Source organism: Bradyrhizobium sp. 26S5 (assembly GCF_036923295.1).
Lineage (GTDB): Bacteria > Pseudomonadota > Alphaproteobacteria > Rhizobiales > Xanthobacteraceae > Bradyrhizobium > Bradyrhizobium septentrionale.
On the sequence record NZ_CP145948.1, the window covers coordinates 2,706,796 to 2,726,549 of the forward strand.

A 19,754-nucleotide genomic window follows, 5' to 3' on the forward strand; every position below is an offset into this window, starting at 1 on the left:
TCCTCGAAAGGACCGCTTCAATGGCAATCACAGCCAGTTTTTCGGCAGGCTCCGGCGTGCTGACGGTGTTCGACGACGCCCTCGACAACTCCATCGTCGCCAGCCGCGATGCGGCCGGCAACATTCTCATCAACGGCGGCGCGGTGACCATCCTCGGCGGCCGACCGACGGTTGCCAACACCGCGACGATTCAGGTGTTCGGTCAGGCCGGAAACGACACGATCTCGGTCGACGAAGCCAACGGTGCGATGCCGGCGGTGCAACTGTTTGGCGGCGCGGGTAATGACATCCTGATCGGGGGCTCGGGCACTGATCTGCTGTTCGGCGGCGCCGGCAACGATGTCCTGCAAGGCAAGGGTGGGGACGATCTCCTGTTTGGCGGAGACGGTAGCGACACCCTGACCGGTGGCACCGGCAGCGACCAGATGTTCGGCGGGGCCGGCAACGACCGCATGATCTGGAATCCGGGCGAGGGCACCGACCTGATGGAAGGCGGCGACGGCATCGATACCGCCGAGGTCAATGGCGGCAACGGCGCCGAAGTCTTTTCGATCACGGCCAACGGCACCCGCGTGCGCTTCGATCGGATTAACCCAGCGCCGTTCTCGCTTGATATCGGAACCACAGAGAACTTCGTGCTTAACATGAACGGCGGTGACGACGTTTTCACCGCCGGAAACGGCCTTGCCAACCTGATCCATCTCACCATCGACGGCGGCGATGGCAACGACACCATTACCGGCGGTGACGGCAGCGACACGCTGATCGGCGGAGCCGGTAACGACGTCATCATCGGCGGCCGCGGCAACGACAGCCTGCTCGGCGGCACCGGCGACGACACCTTCGTCTGGAATCCGGGCGACGGCAGCGACACCGTCGAAGGCCAGGACGGCACCGATACGCTCGTCTTCAACGGCGCCAACGTCAACGAGAACATCGATATCACCGCCAACCACGGCCGGGTGAAGTTCAGCCGCGACATCGCCAGTATCACGATGGATCTCAACGGCATCGAGCAGATCGATTTCAACGCGCTCGGCGGCGCCGACAACATCAATGTCGGCGACCTCACCGGAACCGGCGTCACCCAGGTCGCGATTGATCTCGAGTCGACACCTGGCAGTGGTGTCGGCGACGGCGCGGCCGATACCGTGACCGTCAACGGCACCAACGGCAGCGACAACATTCAGGTGGCGGGAGCGGGAGGCTCGGTCACGGTCGCCGGCCTGCCCGCAACGGTTACCCTTGCCGGATCAGAGGGGGCCAACGACCAGCTCATCGTCGAGGGCGGTGCTGGCAACGACGTCATCACCGCTGCCGGCCTTGCGGCCGGTGTCATCGGCCTCATCATCGATGGCGGTGCCGGCAACGACACCATCACCGGAAGCCAGGGCAACGACACGCTGATCGGCGGCGACGGCAACGACACCGTGATCGGTGGTCGCGGCAATGATGTCGCGTCGCTTGGCAATGGCAACGACACCTTCGTCTGGAATCCGGGCGACGGCAGCGACACGGTCGATGGCGGGGCAGGCACCGATACGCTGGTGTTCAACGGCGCCAATGTCGGCGAGAACATCGACATCTCGGCCAATGGCTCGCGGGTGAGGCTGTTCCGCGATGTCGGCAACGTGACCATGGATCTTGGCGGCATCGAGCACATCCAGCTCGCTACGCTCGGCGGCGCCGACACGGTCACAGTCAATGACCTCTCCGGAACCGACGCCAAGCAGATCGCAATCGACCTGTCGGCGACGCCGGGCAGCGGTCAGGGCGACGGCGTGGCGGACACCGTGAACGTCAATGGCACCGCCGGCGACGACCGCATCAGCGTCGTCGGCACGGGCTCGTCGGACGTCGTCAACGGATTGGCGGCACAAGTGATGGTCAGTGGTATGGACGCCGGGCTCGATCGGCTTGTCGTCAATGGCGGCGATGGCAACGACACCATCACCGGCAGCGCGGGCAACGACACCGTCATTGGCGGGCGCGGCAATGACGTGGCGAAAATGGGTGCCGGCGACGACACCTTCGTCTGGAACCCGGGCGATGGCAGCGACACCGTGGACGGAGGAGCCGGCAACGACACCCTGCTGTTCAACGGCGCCAACGTCAGCGAGAGCATGGATATCACGGCCAGTGGCAGCCATGCGATCTTCAGCCGCGACGTCGGCGTCGTCACCATGGATCTCGATCACATCGAGACCATCGATGTCAACGCGCTGGGTGGTACGGACACCATCACGGTGGGCGACCTGTCCAAGACCGACGTGAAGCATGTTGCGATCGACTTGTCCGCGCCTCTCGGTAGCGGACAGGGCGACGGTCAGGTCGACACGGTCGTGATCAACGCCACCAATGGCGACGACGCGATCTCGATCAACGACAACAACGGCGTGATCACGGTGTCGGGTCTGGCGACCGACGTCACGATCACCGGCTTCGAGGCCAACGATCGCATCGTGATCAACGGCCTCGGTGGCGATGACGTCATCAACGCGTTCGGACTCGGAGGGGCGATGCAGTTCATCGCCAATGGCGGCGACGGCAACGACATCCTGATCGGCAGCCGCGGCAGCGACACTCTGAGCGGTGGCGCAGGGGATGACACCCTGATTGGCAATGGCGGGACCGATGTTCTCGACGGTGGCACCGGCAACAACCTCCAATTCCAGGCGGTGATGAATCCCGGCAGTGCCATGAGTAACGCTTCGTCTGTGGCGAGCGCTGCCCTGCTGGGCCAGTTCATGGCCTCAAGCCTGGTCTCGACGGGGGCCGCACTCGGCGGCATGCCGCTTGCCGATCCTGCGCCTGACCAGCAGCCGCTGCTGACGCAGCCGCACGCGGCCTGACGCAACATCACCCTGGAGAGCATCCATGAGCAACGAAACCAACAGCACGGGACCGGTCGATCAAGGTCTCGAAGCCCTTGTGACGCTGCTGCATCTCCAGGGGGTTGCGGCCGATGCCGGACAGATCGCGCATCGGCTGGGCACGGAGAAGATCGGCACACCGGAGATGCTCCGGTGTGCCAAAGACCTCGGGCTCAAGGCGCGTGCCTGCCGGACCGACTGGTCCCGGCTCGGCAGCACGCCCTTGCCCGCCATCGCGGCCCTGCGCAACGGCGGATTCCTGGTGGTCGCCAAGGCCGCCGAAGGCAAGGTTCTGGTGCAAGCGCCGGCGTCCCGGCCCGCACTGATGACGCAGGACGAACTGGTGTCGGTCTGGGACGGTCAGCTGATCCTGATGACCCGTCGCGCCGGTCTGTCGGATATCACCCGTCGCTTCGGCATCGCCTGGTTTCTGGGCGCGATTCACAAATATCGTCATCTGCTCGGTGAGGTGCTGGTCGGATCGTTTTTCCTGCAACTGTTCGGCCTGGTTTCGCCGCTGTTCTTCCAGGTGGTGATCGACAAGGTGCTGGTGCACCGGTCGCTAGCCACCCTCGACGTCCTGGTTCTCGGACTGGTGTCGATTTCGCTGTTCGAGACCGTGCTGGGGATCCTGCGCACCTATCTGTTTTCCCACACCACCAACCGGATCGACGTCGAACTCGGCGCACGCCTGTTTCACCATTTGCTGGCTTTGCCGATGGCCTATTTCCAGGCGCGTCGTGTCGGGGATTCGGTGGCACGGGTGCGCGAACTGGAGAACATCCGCAATTTTCTCACCAGCTCGGCGTTGACCCTGCTGATCGACCTGTTCTTCACGTTCGTCTTCCTGGGCGTGATGTACTTCTATTCGCCGCTGCTGACGTGGATCGTGATCGGCTCGTTCCCCTTCTATATCGCGATATCGGCCGGGGCGACGCCGCTGTTCCGGCGGCGGCTCGACGAGAAATTCCGGCGTGGTGCCGAGAACCAGGCTTTTCTGGTCGAGAGCGTCAGCGGCATCGAAACACTCAAGGCGATGGCGGTCGAGCCGCAGATGCAGCGCCGCTGGGAAGAGCAACTGGCCGGCTACGTGGCGGCAAGCTTCCGGGTCCTCAGTCTCGGCAACAGCGCGAGCCAGACGGTACAGCTGGTCAGCAAGATCGTCACGGCCAGCATCCTGTATTGCGGTGCCAAGCTCGTCATCGGCGGCGATCTCTCGGTCGGCGAACTCGTCGCCTTCAACATCCTGGCCGGCAGGGTGAGTGCACCGGTGCTGCGCCTGGCGCAGATCTGGCAGGATTTCCACCAGGCACGGTTGTCGATCGCGCGGCTCGGCGACATCCTCAACACCACCGCCGAGCAGACCTATTCGGCCGGGCGGGCGCGGCTGCCGTCGATCCGCGGCGACATCAAATTCGAGCACGTCTCGTTTCGCTACCGCGTTGACGGACAGGAAGTGCTGCACGATGTCTCGTTCGAGGTGCCGGCCGGCCAGACCGTCGGCATCGTCGGACCCTCGGGCTCGGGCAAGAGCACGTTCGCCAAGCTGGTGCAGCGGCTCTATGTCCCGGAGCGTGGGCGGGTGCTGGTGGACGGCATGGACCTTGCCATGGCCGATCCAGCGTGGCTGCGCCGCCAGATCGGCATCGTGCTGCAGGAGAACGTGCTGTTCAACCGTTCGGTGCGCGACAATATCGCGCTTGCCGATCCGGCGATGCCGATGGAACGCATCGTTGCGGCGGCGCGGCTCGCCGGGGCGCACGACTTCATCCTCGAACTGGCCGAGGGCTACGACACCGTGGTCGGCGAACGCGGCTCGACGCTTTCGGGCGGTCAGCGGCAGCGCATCGCCATCGCGCGGGCGCTGGTGGGCGATCCGCGCATCCTGATCTTCGACGAGGCGACCAGCGCGCTGGACTACGAGAGCGAGCGCATCGTTCAGCAGAACATGAAGGACATCGCCAAGGGGCGGACGGTGCTGGTGATCGCACACCGGCTCTCGACCGTCCGCGCGGCGGACCGCATCGTCACGCTCGATCGCGGTCGCCTGGTCGAGGACGGCAGCCACGACACGCTGATCAAGACCGGCGGCCGCTACGCGTCGCTGCACCGGTTGCAAGGAGGATTCCATGAAGTCGTCTGAAGCGGCGGTTGCCGCCGGATCCGCGCCACGCGTGATCCCGTTCCGCCCTGCACAACGCAAAAGCAGCGAGGAGCTGGCGTTTCTGCCGGCGGCGCTCGAGATCGTAGAGACGCCACCGTCGCCGGTGGGGCGCGCGACCGCGGCCAGCATCGCCCTGATGTTTTGCGCGGCCTTGCTCTGGGCCTGGTGGGGCACCATCGACATCGTGGCTTCGGCGACCGGAAAAATCCTGCCGGGCGACGGCACCAAGGTGGTGCAGCCGTTCGAGACCGGCGTCGTGCGGTCGATCAGGGTACAGGACGGGCAGGCGGTCAAGGCCGGCGACGTGCTGATCGAACTCGACCCGACCGTGAACGCGGCGGAGCGCGATCATTTGCGCAATGATCTGCTGGCCGAGCGGCTCAACATCGCGCGCGTGCGCGCGGCGCTCGCCGGCAGCGACGATCCCGCTGCCGACTTCACGCCGCCCACCGGGGCCGACCCGGAACTGGTTGCGACCCAGCGTCAGTTGTTGCTCAACCAGGTGACCGAGCATCGCGCCAAGATCGCGGCACTCCTGCGCCAGCAGGCGCAGAAGGAGGCCGAGCAAGCCACCGCATCGGCGACAATCCACAAGCTCGAGACGATCATTCCGGTGATCCAGTCGCGCGTCGACATTCGTAAGACGCTGGTCGAGAAGGAACTGGGCTCGAAGCTCGGCTATTTCGAGGTGCTCCAGCTGCTGGTCGAGCAACAGGAGGAGTTCAACGTGCAGAACAGCCATCTGCATGAGACCGAGGCGGCGATCGCAGCGATCCGCGAGACCCGCGGGCAGGCGGTGGCGGAGTATCGGCATACGCTCTCCGACGAACTGGCCAAGTCCGAGCAGAAGGCGAACGGGCTCGCGCAGGACCTGATCAAGGCCGAGCAGAGGACCAGGCTTCAGCAGCTGACGGCTCCCGTCGACGGCGTGGTGCAGCAGCTCGCGATCCACACCGTCGGCGGCGTGGTCACGCCGGCGCAGTCGCTGCTGGTGGTCGTGCCGAGCGACAGCCGGCTGGAAATCGAAGCCATGGTGTCGAATCACGACATCGGCTTTGTCCATGCCGGGCAGCAGGCCGAGATCAAGATCGATACCTTCAATTTTACCCGCTACGGGCTCCTGCATGGTCAGGTGCTTTCGGTCTCGCAGGATGCTGTCGTCCGCGATCGCCAGCACGATCGCGCCAACGATCGCGCTCTGGTGACGCAGAGCGAAACCAGCGAGCCGAAGGGACAGGAACTGAACTACAGCGCGCGCATTTCACTCGATCGCACCGAAATGCAGATCGACGACAGGGTCGTTAATCTGTCGCCCGGCATGGCGGTGACCGTGGAGATCAAGACGGGATCGCGAACGGTCCTCAGCTATCTGCTTTCGCCGCTGCTGCGCTATCGCCAGGAAGTTTTGCGCGAGCGCTAGGCCGGCGAGCACTACGGCTTCGCCGCCGTCAGCCGACCCGTTACGATCAAACTGCAACCAAACCGGGAATAACCGATGAAGATTCCGACTGCTTTCCTTCGCGCCGTTTCGTTTGCCGCCCTCTGGCTCGTCAGCAGGGCGGCCGCGCAAGAGCCGTTGGCGATTGCGGTGCGCGACAGGACCGTCATCACCACCCTCCATGCCGAGGGCGCGCAGGTCTACGAATGCAAGCCCGACGCCGGGAAATCCCAATCGCGAGTTCGCGCGCTGACTTGGCAATTGCGCGAGCCGATTGCGACGCTCATGCTGGACGGAAAGTCGATTGGACGGCATTACGGCGGACCGAGTTGGGAGCTCACGGACGGTAGCGCCGTGAAGGGCAAGGTCGTCGCCAGCGCGCCCGGCGCAACCTCGAACGACATTCCGTCGCTCGAGCTCGAAGTGGTCGACCAGCGCGGCAACGGTGTGCTGTCGGCCGCGACCGTTGTCCAGCGCATCAACACCGAGGGCGGGGTCGCGCGGGGATCGTGCGAGAGAGCCGGGGATTACCGCAGCGCGCCCTATTCCGCGGACTACGTGTTCCTGCGCAAGAGCGGCTGATGGTACCGGTCCCACGGTACCTCATGGCGCAAAGCTGTCGTCCTTTGACGCACCTTAGTACCTTTGGATAGGTGATCGCCTGCGCGCGTCGACGTGAATATCGAAACCATCAAGGACAGTCTTACCTGAAATCAAGGTGACCTTGCGAAAGGCGCCGGCCATTATTTCATTTGAGTTGGCATTTCCTGCCATTTCTTTTTGAGAACTAAGCTATCGAAGTTATGAGAGCGCATTTTGGTGCTTTTTTCCAAACGCGCCTTGATTTCGTTGCATATTCCAACTGATTTTGATTCCGCTATTCGGAGGTTCGATCCCTCCCGCCCCGGCCAGCAAGCGAATCATTGATTTAACAAAGAAATTGAGACACCTCCCAGACTGGGGCGTCACCGGCATTTCGAGCGATTTGCCCCGCTATCTGGAAATCTGTGCCGGTTTCGTTTCCATGCCGGTAGGCGACAAGCGCCGAGTCGGCCCCCGACGTACTGACGAAATAGCGATGGATCCGACGTGGCGAAACCCAAGAAAGCCCGTGCCGCTGCTGGCGCGAAGAAGAAGAAAAGCAAGGGATTGGCGCGTTCCGGGATCTCGTCTTCCTCGCCTCTCGGCATGTTGGCCCTCCATCTCCTCGAGCAATGGAAGAAGTCCCGCCGTGACGGCATCGTTTTCCTTTCGGAAAGCGAGAACAGGGCCGAGCGGTTGGGCAGCGTGCTCCATTCGATCGACCCTTCGCTCGAGGTGCTCGTATTCCCGAGGCTGAATACCTTGCCATTTGACGGGCTGGAACCGTCTCCGGAGATCGCCGGCAGACGGAGTTCGGTGTTGAGGCGTCTCGCCAGGAGCAAGAAGCCGGTCTTCCTGGTGTCGACGGCGGAGGCGATCATGGAACGGCTGCCGTTACCCGCCAGCTGGGGCCGCCTCAGCATCAGCCTGAAGGTGGGGGCGAGCTATTCCGAGCCGGATCTCAAGGATCGTCTGGAAGCGTTGGGGTACGATCTCGACGAAGAGGCGGATTATCCCGGAAGCGTGCTGTTCCACGGAATGACGTTCGAAGTGTTTCCCGCCGGCGCCCTTGGGCCGTTCAGAATTGAGCATTCCGGTGGAGTGATCCGCAGAATCGCTGGCGTCGATCCGGTCGAACATGACGTCGTCTTCGACACGCAAGAACTGCTTATCGATCCGATGTCCGAACGGATCGCGTTGAGAGGCAAGCGGGCGCAGCGCGCGGCGCTGCCGGATTATTGCCCTCGCGCTCGCTGGATCGCGGACGCAGGAGTTTTGGGCCACGCCGACAGCTGGCTGAGTACGATCAAGGAGGCCGCCGGCCGCAGAGAGGCGGAGCGCGAGTACTTTGGGCCCGGTGACTGGAAGCGGCTGACCAAGCGCATGAGTGCGCTGCCTCGAAAGGCGGCGTTCACCCCCACGCCCGATTTCTCGACGGTCGCGTCGTTGCGCAAAACTCTCCGCGCATTCGTCGCCGACACGCAGCGCGCCGGATCGCGGCTGCTTTTTGTCGCGGCGGTGGAGGACGATTTGCGCGCGATGGAGCGAATGAGCGGGATCAAGACGGAGCGCTTCGCCGACTGGAACGAGGCCGCGAAGGGACGCGGTGGCGAAGCCGCATTGCTGGCTGACTTCGATACCGGCTTCATCGGCTCTGGCCGCAAGCCGCTCATCGTCGTGACGGCGACCGACGTGCTCGGCAGCAGGGCCCATCATCCGCAACCCATGGCAAGGGCCTGGAGTGCGGCTTTCGATCATCCTGATGTGCCGGAGCGAGGCGCGGTCGTCGTTCATCTGCACCGGGGGCTCGCCATGCTCGATGGCTTGCAGACCCTCGACATGGGGAAGGGGTCATCGCGCGAGATGGTCAGGCTGGCATTTGCGGGAGATGACGCCGTCCTCGTTCCGCCGGCCGATCTCGCCCTGATCTGGCCTTATGCGGCGGAGCGCGGCAAGCTGACATTGGACCGGGCCGATGGAAGTACCTGGTGGGCGCGGCGTACCGAGGCGGAGAAAGACATTCAGATTGCCGGCAGGGAGCTTGCCAAACATATCGCCCAACGGCGTCGCCGGCGTGCTCCCAGGCTGGTCGCTCCCGGTCCCGCATACGAGCGGTTTGTCGCGCGCTTTCCATATTTCACGACGGTCGACCAGGCGAAGGCAATTCGCGACGTGCTGGATGATCTCGCATCTGGTCACCCTATGGATCGGGTGGTCTGCGGCGACGTCGGGTTCGGAAAGACGGAGGTTGCGCTGCGCGCGGCGGCGAGCGTTGCGCTGTCGGGCAGACAAGTTGCTGTCGTTGTGCCGACGACCGTTCTGGCAAGGCAGCACGTCGCAACCTTCCGCAAACGGTTCGCCCCGCTCGGCATCGAAGTGGGAAGCTTGTCGCGCGCGACGTCGGCTCCGGAAACGAGGGAGACCAAGGAGGGCCTGCGAAGCGGTAAAATGAAGGTCGTGGTCGGCACACAGGCGATCGCATCCAGGGACGTGAAATTCGCCAAGCTCAGTCTGGTCATTGTCGACGAAGAGCAGCACTTCGGGGCGGCGGAGAAGGTAAAGCTCTCGGGCCTGGCGAAGGGCGTCCATACGCTCTGGATGAGTGCCACGCCGATCCCGCGCACGCTTGCGGCGGGTCTCGCGGGCTTCAGGGATCTCAGCGTGATCGCATCCCCGCCTGTGCATCGGCTGCCGATCGTGACCAAGATCGCGCCACTTTCGGACGCTGCCATTGCCGCTGCATTGCTGCGCGAGCAGCGCCGTCACGGGCAAAGCTTTTTGATCTGTCCGCGTATCCAGGATCTGGAGCCGCTATTGGCGCGCGTGCAGGCGGTCGCCCCGGAGCTCCGCATCGTTTGCCTGCACGGCAAGCTGCCCGCCGACGAGATTGACGACCGAATGATGAGTTTCGTCGAAGGCGAGGCGGACGTTCTCCTGGCGACCAATATCGTCGAAAGCGGTCTCGACATTCCGCGGGCGAATACCATCGTGGTCTGCTGGCCGGAAAAGTTCGGTCTGGCACAGCTCCATCAGCTCCGAGGACGGGTCGGGCGTGGCGGGACGCGCGCCTTCGCCTCCATGCTGACTGAATCCAGTTCGGAGCAATCCGGCAAGCGCTTGGCTGTTCTCGAGGAGTTCAGCAAACCGGGTGCCGGCTTCGCCATCAGCGAGCGCGATCTGGACCTCAGAGGTGCAGGCGATCTGCTCTCCGAGCGGCAATCCGGCCACGTGCAGGTTTTCGGCCCCGTGCTTTATAGCCACCTGCTGAAACAGGCCTCGGAGAAGACGAACGACCGGGCCGCCGATCTGTGGGTGCCCGACCTCAACCTTCCGCTCGCGGATCTGCTGCCCAAGAGCTACGTGCAATCGGAAACGATGCGCCTTGAAATCTATGGCCGCGCCGCCAGGTGCCGGAGCGAGGACGATCTGGAAGATCTGGAGGAAGAGACCTCGCGCCGCTTCGGCGGACTGCCATCGGCCGGCCGGGATTTCTTCGCGGCGGCGCGCCTCAGGATCGATTGCAAGCGGCGAGGTATCGTGAGGCTCGACGTCGGGCCGGAGGCTGTCGCGGCGACGTTCTTACCCGGCAGGCTGCCGAAATCCAGAGCGCGATCGCTCCAGCGCGACGGCGATCGCGTATTCTACTCAGACAAGACACACGAGCCGCCTTTCGAGCGGATCGAGCATCTGCTGGATATTCTGGACGAGTGAGTGCGATGTTACTTCAGTGCGTCTTGCCAGTGCATCGCGCAGTGGAGATTTTTCGCCGCGCGCCGGTTGCGGAGAACAAACCAATCGTCGCTTGCGCTGACGTCTCGCTGACATGGAAAACCGCTAGTGCGCATCTGTGGCGATCCGCCGGCTATTGTCGGCCTATCCCGCCGACCCGGATACCGCCTGTCCGAGCGAGAATCGGCGGTATCCAGACCCCGGCTATGTTGTTCAGATACCGTTGGTTTTAGGCGTGAGGGGCGGTCCGACCCGGGAATCAGCCCTCGCTGAAACGGGGCCCGCTTCCCACCATCTTCGTAGGATTACGCGTTTTGCACACCGTTCCGCCCCGTGTTGCCCAAAGTTACGGCGGCTAACGGTATTATAAATATTCGTCTTATATTTCAGAGGCTTGCGGAGGCATCGCAGTTCAAATGCCCGTGATATTTGTGCAACATTTGCCCGAAAACAGCCGCAACTCGCCCCAAACCGAGCGGTCTTTTGTTGCGTGATCGGGGGCCTTCTGTCTCATATGGAACTGCGACGGAGGGGGGCATCCCGAGGTCGTCCCGTTTTAGGTGGTTCGCTTAAGTCCACCATCGCAATGAGGATGCGTTGATCTTCAACGTTTTTTCGCGGGCAGCTCAATCGACTTTGTACGCCGTTTTGTACGAGGTCTCAACTTGGAGGTTAACATGAAGATGGTTAAGAGCCTTGTCCTCGGCTCGGCGGCGGCTCTGCTCGCTGTTGGAGGGGCACAGGCAGCTGACCTTCCCGTTAAGGCCAAAGCGGTCGAGTACGTGAAGATTTGCTCCCTGTATGGTCCGGGTTTCTACTACATCCCGGGCACCGATACTTGCATCAAGCTGGGCGGCTATCTGCGCGCAGACGTCATCATCAACTCGAACTCGGACTACACCGGCAACACCTCGGGGGCCGGTGGTGCTGCCAACCGCTTCACCAACGGCTACACCTGGCGTTCGCGTGAAGACCTGAACATCGATACGCGCACCGCGACCGAGTACGGCGTGGTCCGCACCTTCTTCGATGCGACCTTCTCGTGGACCTCGGACACCTACGCCGGGCAGGGTAACGGCTCGACCGTTTACTCGCCGATCGGCACGGTTTCGGCTCCGAACAACGCCAACTCCGGTGCTGTCGCTGCTGGTACGGTCGGCGTCTACTACGCCTTCATCCAGTTCGCCGGCTTCACCATGGGTAAGGCGGTCTCGCAGTTCTCGGCTCCGTGGGCCAACTATCCGGGCAATAACTACGACGGTCTCGTCGGCGGCGGCGGTACGATCACTGGTGTGAACCAGTTCACCTACACCGCGCAGTTCGGCAACGGCGTGTCGCTGTCTCTGTCGGCTCAGGATCAGTCGGCTTACTATCAGGCTGGTGTGTTCAATCTCGGCGCTCCGGTCACGATTGCACCTCCCGGCGCGCTTGGTATCGTCGGCGTCAGCGACTACGCTGGCACGATTGCTCCGGACCTCGTCGCGATGCTGCGCGTCGACCAGGCTTGGGGTCTGTTCCAGGCGTCGTTCGCGGCGCATGACAACCACGTGGCCTACTATGGCGGCAGCGAGTTGACCGGTCATCCGGACGACAAGTGGGGTTGGGCTGGTCAGTTGGCCTTGTCGATCAAGAACATCCCGACCGGACCTGGCGACACCATCAACTTGCAGGGTGTCTACACCAACGGTGCGACCCGCTACAACATCCAGGACCTCGCCGGTTCGGCTGGTGCGAACACCATCTACGGTGGCACCGGTATCCCGGGCGCCTATCAGAGCATCGGCTTCGGCTTTGCTCCGGACAGTGTGTTCGTGACCGGTGGCTCGCAGCAGCTGATCACGACCTACGGCTTCCGGGGTGCCTATGTGCACAACTGGAACCCGAACTGGAACACCAGCATCTACGGCGCTTGGGCCCAGGTTAACTACAACGGCACGTCCAAGAGCTACATCTGCGGTGCCGGCGGAACCGGCTTCGGTGGTACCTTCGCCCCGCTGCTTGGTGGTGCTGCGAACCTGACTTCCTGCAACCCCGACTACAGCATCGCGCAGATCGGCACGCAGACCCAGTGGACCCCGGTGAAGAACCTGACCTTCTCGGCAGACTACGTCTACACACACCTGGATCAGAGCTTCGCCGGCACGATCAACTTCCCCGGCTCGGCAGCGATCGGCAAGCCGGCTGCTGTGTACGAGCTGAAGGACCAGAACACCCACCAGCTGATGTTCCGCGCTCAGCGCAACTGGTAATACCGGTTGATCTGATTGCAAGCTAACAGAGCCCCCGGTGGAAACGCCGGGGGTTTTGCTTTGGAAGCCGCCAACATTGGCTTGGTCCATACCGGCGCGGGCGCGCCCGGAACGAGGCGACCGGCACAGAGCGTTCGCGTTGAAAAATAAGCACAAATCAGCGTAGCTGCGTGCCGGTTGTACTATCTTCCGTGACCACCACCAATGGCCCGGCTTGGATGAGCGGCCGGTTTAGCCGAAAAGGTCACCCTGCTTCATCTCGTCAAGACGGATGACCCCAAGCAGCTGCCACGTCTGCGGCCTTTTTGCTGTGTTTCGGCATGGAATAAGGACCCCGTTTCGGGGTGATCGGCATCCAATCGGGACCCCGGGATAAGGGTCCACAGTGGCTTCCATCGAGTCATGGAAGCCGAGGTTGGGATGCTGGTGGTGGAGACGATTGGTAAGATCCGTCGCGCCTACTTTGTTGATGGTCGTCCGATCAAGGCGATCTGCCGAGAACTTGGCGTATCGCGGAAGGTGGTTCGCAAGGTCATTCGTTCTCAAGCGACGGAGTTCCGGTACGAGCGCGAGACGCAGCCGCTCCCGAAGATGGGTGCCTGGAGTGCCGAGCTTGATCGGTTGCTGGCAGGGAATGAGAGCAAGGCGGCGCGGGAACGGCTGACGCTGATCCGGCTATTCGAGGAACTCCGCGGCCTGGGTTATGCCGGCGGCTATGATGCGGTTCGTCGATACGCCCGACGGTGGACCAAGGAACGCGGCACCTCGACAGCGTCGGCTTATGTGCCGCTGAGCTTTGCACCAGGCGAAGCCTACCAGTTCGACTGGAGCCACGAGGTGGTCCTGCTGAGCGGCACCACGGTGATGGTGAAGGCTGCTCATGTTCGGCTCTGTCACAGTCGCATGCTGTTCGTGCGGGCCTATCCGCGGGAGACGCAGGAGATGGTGTTCGACGCCCACGACCGGGCATTCGCCCTGTTCAAAGGCACCTGCACCCGCGGCATCTACGACAACATGAAGACCGCGGTGGAGACGATCTTTGTCGGTAAAGGCCGTCTCTACAATCGCCGCTTCCTGCAGATGTGCAGCCACTATCTGGTCGATCCGGTCGCCTGTACGCCAGCGTCGGGCTGGGAGAAGGGGCAGGTCGAGAACCAGGTCGGGCTGGTCCGGGAGCGCTTCTTCACGCCGCGGCTGCGGTTCAAAAACCTCGACGAGTTAAACGCCTGGCTGCTCGACAAGTGCATCGCCTACGCCAAGGCTCATCGCCATCCGGAGCTGGTCGATCAGACGATCTGGGACGTGTTCGAAGCCGAACGCCCCAAACTCGTTCCCTATGCCGGCCGCTTCGACGGCTTCCATGCGGTGACAGCATCGGTCTCGAAGACCTGCCTGGTGCGCTTCGACAACAACAAGTACTCGGTCGCAGCCAGTGCAGTCGGACGACCGGTCGAGGTTCAAGCCTATGCCGATCGCATCGTGATCCGTCAGGATGGACGTATCGTTGCCGAGCACCCGCGATCCTTTGGCCGCGGCGATACCGTCTACGACCCCTGGCATTATGTGCCGGTGCTCGCCCGCAAACCCGGCGCCTTGCGCAACGGTGCTCCCTTCAAAGACTGGGTGCTGCCGGCCGCGATCGAGCGGATCCGGCGCAAGCTGGCCAGCACCGACGATGGCAATCGGCAGATGGTCGACATCCTCACCGCGGTGCTGACTGACGGTCTGTCCGCGGTGGAAGCGGCTTGTGCCGAAGCGCTCAGTCACAGCGTCCATTCCGCCGATGTCGTTCTCAATATCCTGGCCCGTCAACGTGAACCCGCCCCACCGGCCAACATCATGACGCCGGCCGCACTGACGCTCCGTCATGCACCGATCGCCGATTGTGCCCGCTACGACAACCTCCGGAGGACCATCTGATGGAACGAACCCAAATCTTCGACCTCATGGGCGAACTTAAGCTCTACGGCATGAAGGCTGCCTTCGACGAGATCATGGCAACTGCCGTCAAGCGCCAGCACGAGCCTCAACGTGCGCGGCGGCGATCAGGGTGAGACTCCAGCGACAATCAAGGTGAGACTGCGCCGATGGGGACGGACCGAAGGGAGGGCGCAGCCCGACCGGAGGACCGTCCCCATCGGCGTCGCGCGTTTTTGGACCCGTCTGGCGGCCGGGTGCGGCTGGTGCAAGCTGTTGGTTCGTCTCGACAAGAGGGAATCGATGCCTTGCCTGGCCTCCACATCACCGACCACCAGATGAGGCTGTACATGACGTACCGACTGACACTGTCCCCCGAGGCCGCCGCGGCCAAGGCGGGGTTCTCGAAGGCAAGCGCGTATCGAATCGAGGGCGATTGTCGCCCGCCATCGCAGAAGAAGACGCCGAGGGGCCGGCGCCGGTCCGATCCGCTCGGGCAGTATTGGGACGCCGAGATCGTTCCGATCCTGAAGGCTGCGCCCGGCATCCGCGTGATCGGCGTGCTGGACGAGCTGCGCCGACGGCATCATGACTTGAACCCGAACATCCGCCGCACGCTGGAGCGGCGCATCAACGCCTGGCGGGCGCTCAACGGCCCCGAACAGGACGTGATCTTCCGCCAGCAGCACGAGCCCGGCCGCCTGGGTCTGTCCGACTTCACCGACGTGAGCGCGCTCGGTATTACCATCGCGGGTGAGCCGCTCGATCACCGGCTCTATCACTTCCGGTTGGCGTTCTCCGGCTTCGAGCATGTCCATGTCGTGCTCGGCGGCGAAAGCTTCGTCGCCCTGGCGGAGGGCTTGCAGAACGCGCTGTGGGCGCTTGGCGGCGTGCCGCGGGAGCATCGCAGCGACAGCCTGTCGGCAGCATTCCGCAATCTGGCCGCCGACGCACGGGGGGATCTGACGCAGCGCTACGCCGGGCTGATGGGCCACTATGGCATGGCGCCAACGCGCAACAATGCGGGCATCGCACATGAGAACGGCTCGATCGAGAGCGCGCACGGCCATCTCAAGCGGGCACTGGAAGATGCGCTGTTGCTGCGGGGGACGCGCGAGTTCGCCAGTCTCGATGCGTACCGGGCTTTTGTCGACGAGATTGTCGGCCGGCGCAACGCCAACCTCGCCAAGCCGATCGCGCTCGAGAAGGAGGCCTTGGCGCCGCTGCCAAAAGGCCGCACGACCGACTTCGAGGAGAAAGTGATCCCGGTGACGTCGTCAGGCGGCTTCATCCTGCGGCGCGTATTCTACACCGTGCCTTCAAGATTGATCGGCCATCGCCTGCGTGTGCGCATCTTCGACGACCGGCTCGAATGCTTCCTTGGCGTCACGCCGGTCGTGACGCTGCGGCGCGGTCGGCCTGTGTCCGAGAGCCAGGGCGGTCATGTTGTGGATTACCGGCACGTCATCCATGCCCTGCGGCGCAAGCCGATGGCGCTCCTCAATCTCGTTTATCGCGACCAACTCTTCCCGCGTGCAGCTTACAAACGTCTGTTCGAGACCTTGCGGGAGCATGGTGATGACCGGCGCGCCTGCAAGGTGACGGTCGAGCTTCTGGCGCTGGCTCACGAGCGCGCCTGCGAAGCAGAACTCGCCGAGGTGATCGCGATGGATCTGGACGCCGGACAGTTACCCGATCTTGCCGCGCTGCGCGACCGCTTCCGACCCGAGGCGGCCTCGATCCCGCGTGTCGCCGTCAAGCTGGCGCCGCTCGACGTCTACGATGAACTCGCCTCCGTCAGCGTCATGTCGGGCCGCTCGAACCTGGGAGAGGCAGCATGACCGGTATCGCTACCTCCGTCGATGCTGCCCGTGTCGAGCTGCTTCTCAATGAGCTCCGCCTGCCGGGCGTCAAGGCGATCTGGCCGAAGCTCGCCGCACAGTCGGACAAGGAAGGGTGGCCTGCCGCCCGCTTCCTCGCCGCCCTTGCCGAGCACGAGGCGGCCGATCGCACCCGCCGTCGGATCGAGCGACACATGGTGGAAGCGCGTTTGCCCGCCGGCAAGACGCTCGCCACCTTCGACTTCGAAAGCGTGCCGATGCTATCAAAGGCACAGGCGATGGCGCTCGCCGCTGGCGACGCCTGGTTGAAGGCCGGCGCCAATTTGCTCTTGTTCGGTCCACCGGGCGGCGGCAAGACCCATCTCGGCACGGCGATCGGCCTGGCTCTCGTCGAGAACGGTTGGCGCGTTCTCTTCGCGCGCACCACTGATCTGGTGCAACGGCTGCAGGTCGCGCGGCGCGAGCTGGCGCTGGAGTCCGCGATCGCCAAACTCGATCGCTATGACCTCCTGATCCTCGACGACATCACATATGTGAGCAAGGATCAGGCGGAAACCAGTGTGCTGTTCGAGTTGATCGCCGCCCGCTACGAACGACGCTCGCTGCTGATCACGGCCAATCAGCCATTTGGCGAATGGGGGCGTATCTTCCCGGACCAGGCAATGACGTTGGCTGCCATCGATCGTTTGGTCCACCACGCCACGATCCTCGAGATGAACGTCGAAAGTTACCGTCGAAAAGTTGCCCTCGATCGCAAGCGCGGTCCAGGCCGGCCACCTGTTCACACGACCCCCAACGAACTCGACAAGACTGTGATTGACGCTGGCAGCGCCGCTTGATTGTCGCGCAGCGTCAATCAACGCTTGCCAAGTAGGCGGCCAGCGTCAATTATCTCCTGACTCGGCCGCCTCGTCTCATCTTGATTGACGCGCCGCTCTCATCCTGATTGTCGCGCTATAGCCTGGGTCTGTCCGACTTCACCGACGTGAGCGCGCTCGGTATTACCATCGCGGGTGAGCCGCTCGATCACCGGCTCTATCACTTCCGGTTGGCGTTCTCCGGCTTCGAGCATGTCCATGTCGTGCTCGGCGGCGAAAGCTTCGTCGCCCTGGCGGAGGGCTTGCAGAACGCGCTGTGGGCGCTTGGCGGCGTGCCGCGGGAGCATCGCAGCGACAGCCTGTCGGCAGCATTCCGCAATCTGGCCGCCGACGCACGGGGGGATCTGACGCAGCGCTACGCCGGGCTGATGGGCCACTATGGCATGGCGCCAACGCGCAACAATGCGGGCATCGCACATGAGAACGGCTCGATCGAGAGCGCGCACGGCCATCTCAAGCGGGCACTGGAAGATGCGCTGTTGCTGCGGGGGACGCGCGAGTTCGCCAGTCTCGATGCGTACCGGGCTTTTGTCGACGAGATTGTCGGCCGGCGCAACGCCAACCTCGCCAAGCCGATCGCGCTCGAGAAGGAGGCCTTGGCGCCGCTGCCAAAAGGCCGCACGACCGACTTCGAGGAGAAAGTGATCCCGGTGACGTCGTCAGGCGGCTTCATCCTGCGGCGCGTATTCTACACCGTGCCTTCAAGATTGATCGGCCATCGCCTGCGTGTGCGCATCTTCGACGACCGGCTCGAATGCTTCCTTGGCGTCACGCCGGTCGTGACGCTGCGGCGCGGTCGGCCTGTGTCCGAGAGCCAGGGCGGTCATGTTGTGGATTACCGGCACGTCATCCATGCCCTGCGGCGCAAGCCGATGGCGCTCCTCAATCTCGTTTATCGCGACCAACTCTTCCCGCGTGCAGCTTACAAACGTCTGTTCGAGACCTTGCGGGAGCATGGTGATGACCGGCGCGCCTGCAAGGTGACGGTCGAGCTTCTGGCGCTGGCTCACGAGCGCGCCTGCGAAGCAGAACTCGCCGAGGTGATCGCGATGGATCTGGACGCCGGACAGTTACCCGATCTTGCCGCGCTGCGCGACCGCTTCCGACCCGAGGCGGCCTCGATCCCGCGTGTCGCCGTCAAGCTGGCGCCGCTCGACGTCTACGATGAACTCGCCTCCGTCAGCGTCATGTCGGGCCGCTCGAACCTGGGAGAGGCAGCATGACCGGTATCGCTACCTCCGTCGATGCTGCCCGTGTCGAGCTGCTTCTCAATGAGCTCCGCCTGCCGGGCGTCAAGGCGATCTGGCCGAAGCTCGCCGCACAGTCGGACAAGGAAGGGTGGCCTGCCGCCCGCTTCCTCGCCGCCCTTGCCGAGCACGAGGCGGCCGATCGCACCCGCCGTCGGATCGAGCGACACATGGTGGAAGCGCGTTTGCCCGCCGGCAAGACGCTCGCCACCTTCGACTTCGAAAGCGTGCCGATGCTATCAAAGGCACAGGCGATGGCGCTCGCCGCTGGCGACGCCTGGTTGAAGGCCGGCGCCAATTTGCTCTTGTTCGGTCCACCGGGCGGCGGCAAGACCCATCTCGGCACGGCGATCGGCCTGGCTCTCGTCGAGAACGGTTGGCGCGTTCTCTTCGCGCGCACCACTGATCTGGTGCAACGGCTGCAGGTCGCGCGGCGCGAGCTGGCGCTGGAGTCCGCGATCGCCAAACTCGATCGCTATGACCTCCTGATCCTCGACGACATCACATATGTGAGCAAGGATCAGGCGGAAACCAGTGTGCTGTTCGAGTTGATCGCCGCCCGCTACGAACGACGCTCGCTGCTGATCACGGCCAATCAGCCATTTGGCGAATGGGGGCGTATCTTCCCGGACCAGGCAATGACGTTGGCTGCCATCGATCGTTTGGTCCACCACGCCACGATCCTCGAGATGAACGTCGAAAGTTACCGTCGAAAAGTTGCCCTCGATCGCAAGCGCGGTCCAGGCCGGCCACCTGTTCACACGACCCCCAACGAACTCGACAAGACTGTGATTGACGCTGGCAGCGCCGCTTGATTGTCGCGCAGCGTCAATCAA

The 19,754-nt window shown here is 63.5% G+C and carries 10 protein-coding genes and 2 pseudogenes; all 12 read left to right on the top strand.

Features of this window, described 5'->3' with window-relative positions; all coding sequences use genetic code 11:
- The first annotated feature begins 20 nt into the window (after positions 1-20).
- The gene (locus tag V5279_RS12675) at positions 21-2,852 is read left to right on the top strand and encodes a calcium-binding protein (protein WP_338697758.1); all 2,832 of its coding nucleotides are present in this window, start codon (positions 21-23) and stop codon (positions 2,850-2,852) included.
- Positions 2,853-2,877: 25 nt separating this feature from the next.
- Positions 2,878-5,016 carry a type I secretion system permease/ATPase gene (locus tag V5279_RS12680; protein WP_338697760.1) on the top strand — a complete coding sequence of 713 codons (2,139 nt, stop codon included), beginning with the start codon at positions 2,878-2,880 and terminating at the stop codon, positions 5,014-5,016.
- Positions 5,003-6,457, top strand: coding sequence for an HlyD family type I secretion periplasmic adaptor subunit (locus V5279_RS12685; protein WP_338697762.1), 1,455 nt, complete (start codon positions 5,003-5,005; stop codon positions 6,455-6,457). The genes V5279_RS12680 and V5279_RS12685 overlap by 14 nt, the downstream gene beginning before the upstream one ends.
- A gap of 75 nt (positions 6,458-6,532) precedes the next feature.
- Positions 6,533-7,057, top strand: a complete 525-nt coding sequence (locus tag V5279_RS12690; protein ID WP_029078295.1) for a DUF3455 domain-containing protein — start codon at positions 6,533-6,535, stop codon at positions 7,055-7,057.
- A gap of 606 nt (positions 7,058-7,663) precedes the next feature.
- The gene (locus V5279_RS12695; protein WP_338701140.1) at positions 7,664-10,768 is read left to right on the top strand and encodes a helicase-related protein; all 3,105 of its coding nucleotides are present in this window, start codon (positions 7,664-7,666) and stop codon (positions 10,766-10,768) included.
- Positions 10,769-11,463: 695 nt separating this feature from the next.
- Positions 11,464-13,035, top strand: a complete 1,572-nt coding sequence (locus tag V5279_RS12700; RefSeq protein ID WP_338697768.1) for a porin — start codon at positions 11,464-11,466, stop codon at positions 13,033-13,035.
- A gap of 420 nt (positions 13,036-13,455) precedes the next feature.
- Positions 13,456-14,955, top strand: a complete 1,500-nt coding sequence (gene istA / locus V5279_RS12705; protein WP_166309211.1) for an IS21 family transposase — start codon at positions 13,456-13,458, stop codon at positions 14,953-14,955.
- Positions 14,955-15,068, top strand: a pseudogene (locus V5279_RS12710) (IS21-like element helper ATPase IstB); the annotation flags it as partial. The gene istA (V5279_RS12705) and the pseudogene V5279_RS12710, both read left to right, overlap by 1 nt.
- A gap of 192 nt (positions 15,069-15,260) precedes the next feature.
- Positions 15,261-16,793: an IS21 family transposase gene (gene istA / locus V5279_RS12715; RefSeq protein ID WP_422389058.1), complete on the top strand. Its 1,533-nt coding sequence runs from the start codon at positions 15,261-15,263 to the stop codon at positions 16,791-16,793.
- Complete coding sequence (istB, locus tag V5279_RS12720; RefSeq protein WP_176535476.1) at positions 16,790-17,632, top strand: IS21-like element helper ATPase IstB; 843 nt, start codon at positions 16,790-16,792, stop codon at positions 17,630-17,632. The genes istA (V5279_RS12715) and istB (V5279_RS12720) overlap by 4 nt, the downstream gene beginning before the upstream one ends.
- Before the next feature lie 122 nt (positions 17,633-17,754).
- Positions 17,755-18,894, top strand: a pseudogene (locus tag V5279_RS12725) (IS21 family transposase); the annotation flags it as partial.
- The gene (gene istB / locus V5279_RS12730) at positions 18,891-19,733 is read left to right on the top strand and encodes an IS21-like element helper ATPase IstB (protein WP_176535476.1); all 843 of its coding nucleotides are present in this window, start codon (positions 18,891-18,893) and stop codon (positions 19,731-19,733) included. The pseudogene V5279_RS12725 and the gene istB (V5279_RS12730), both read left to right, overlap by 4 nt.
- Positions 19,734-19,754 lie beyond the last annotated feature (21 nt).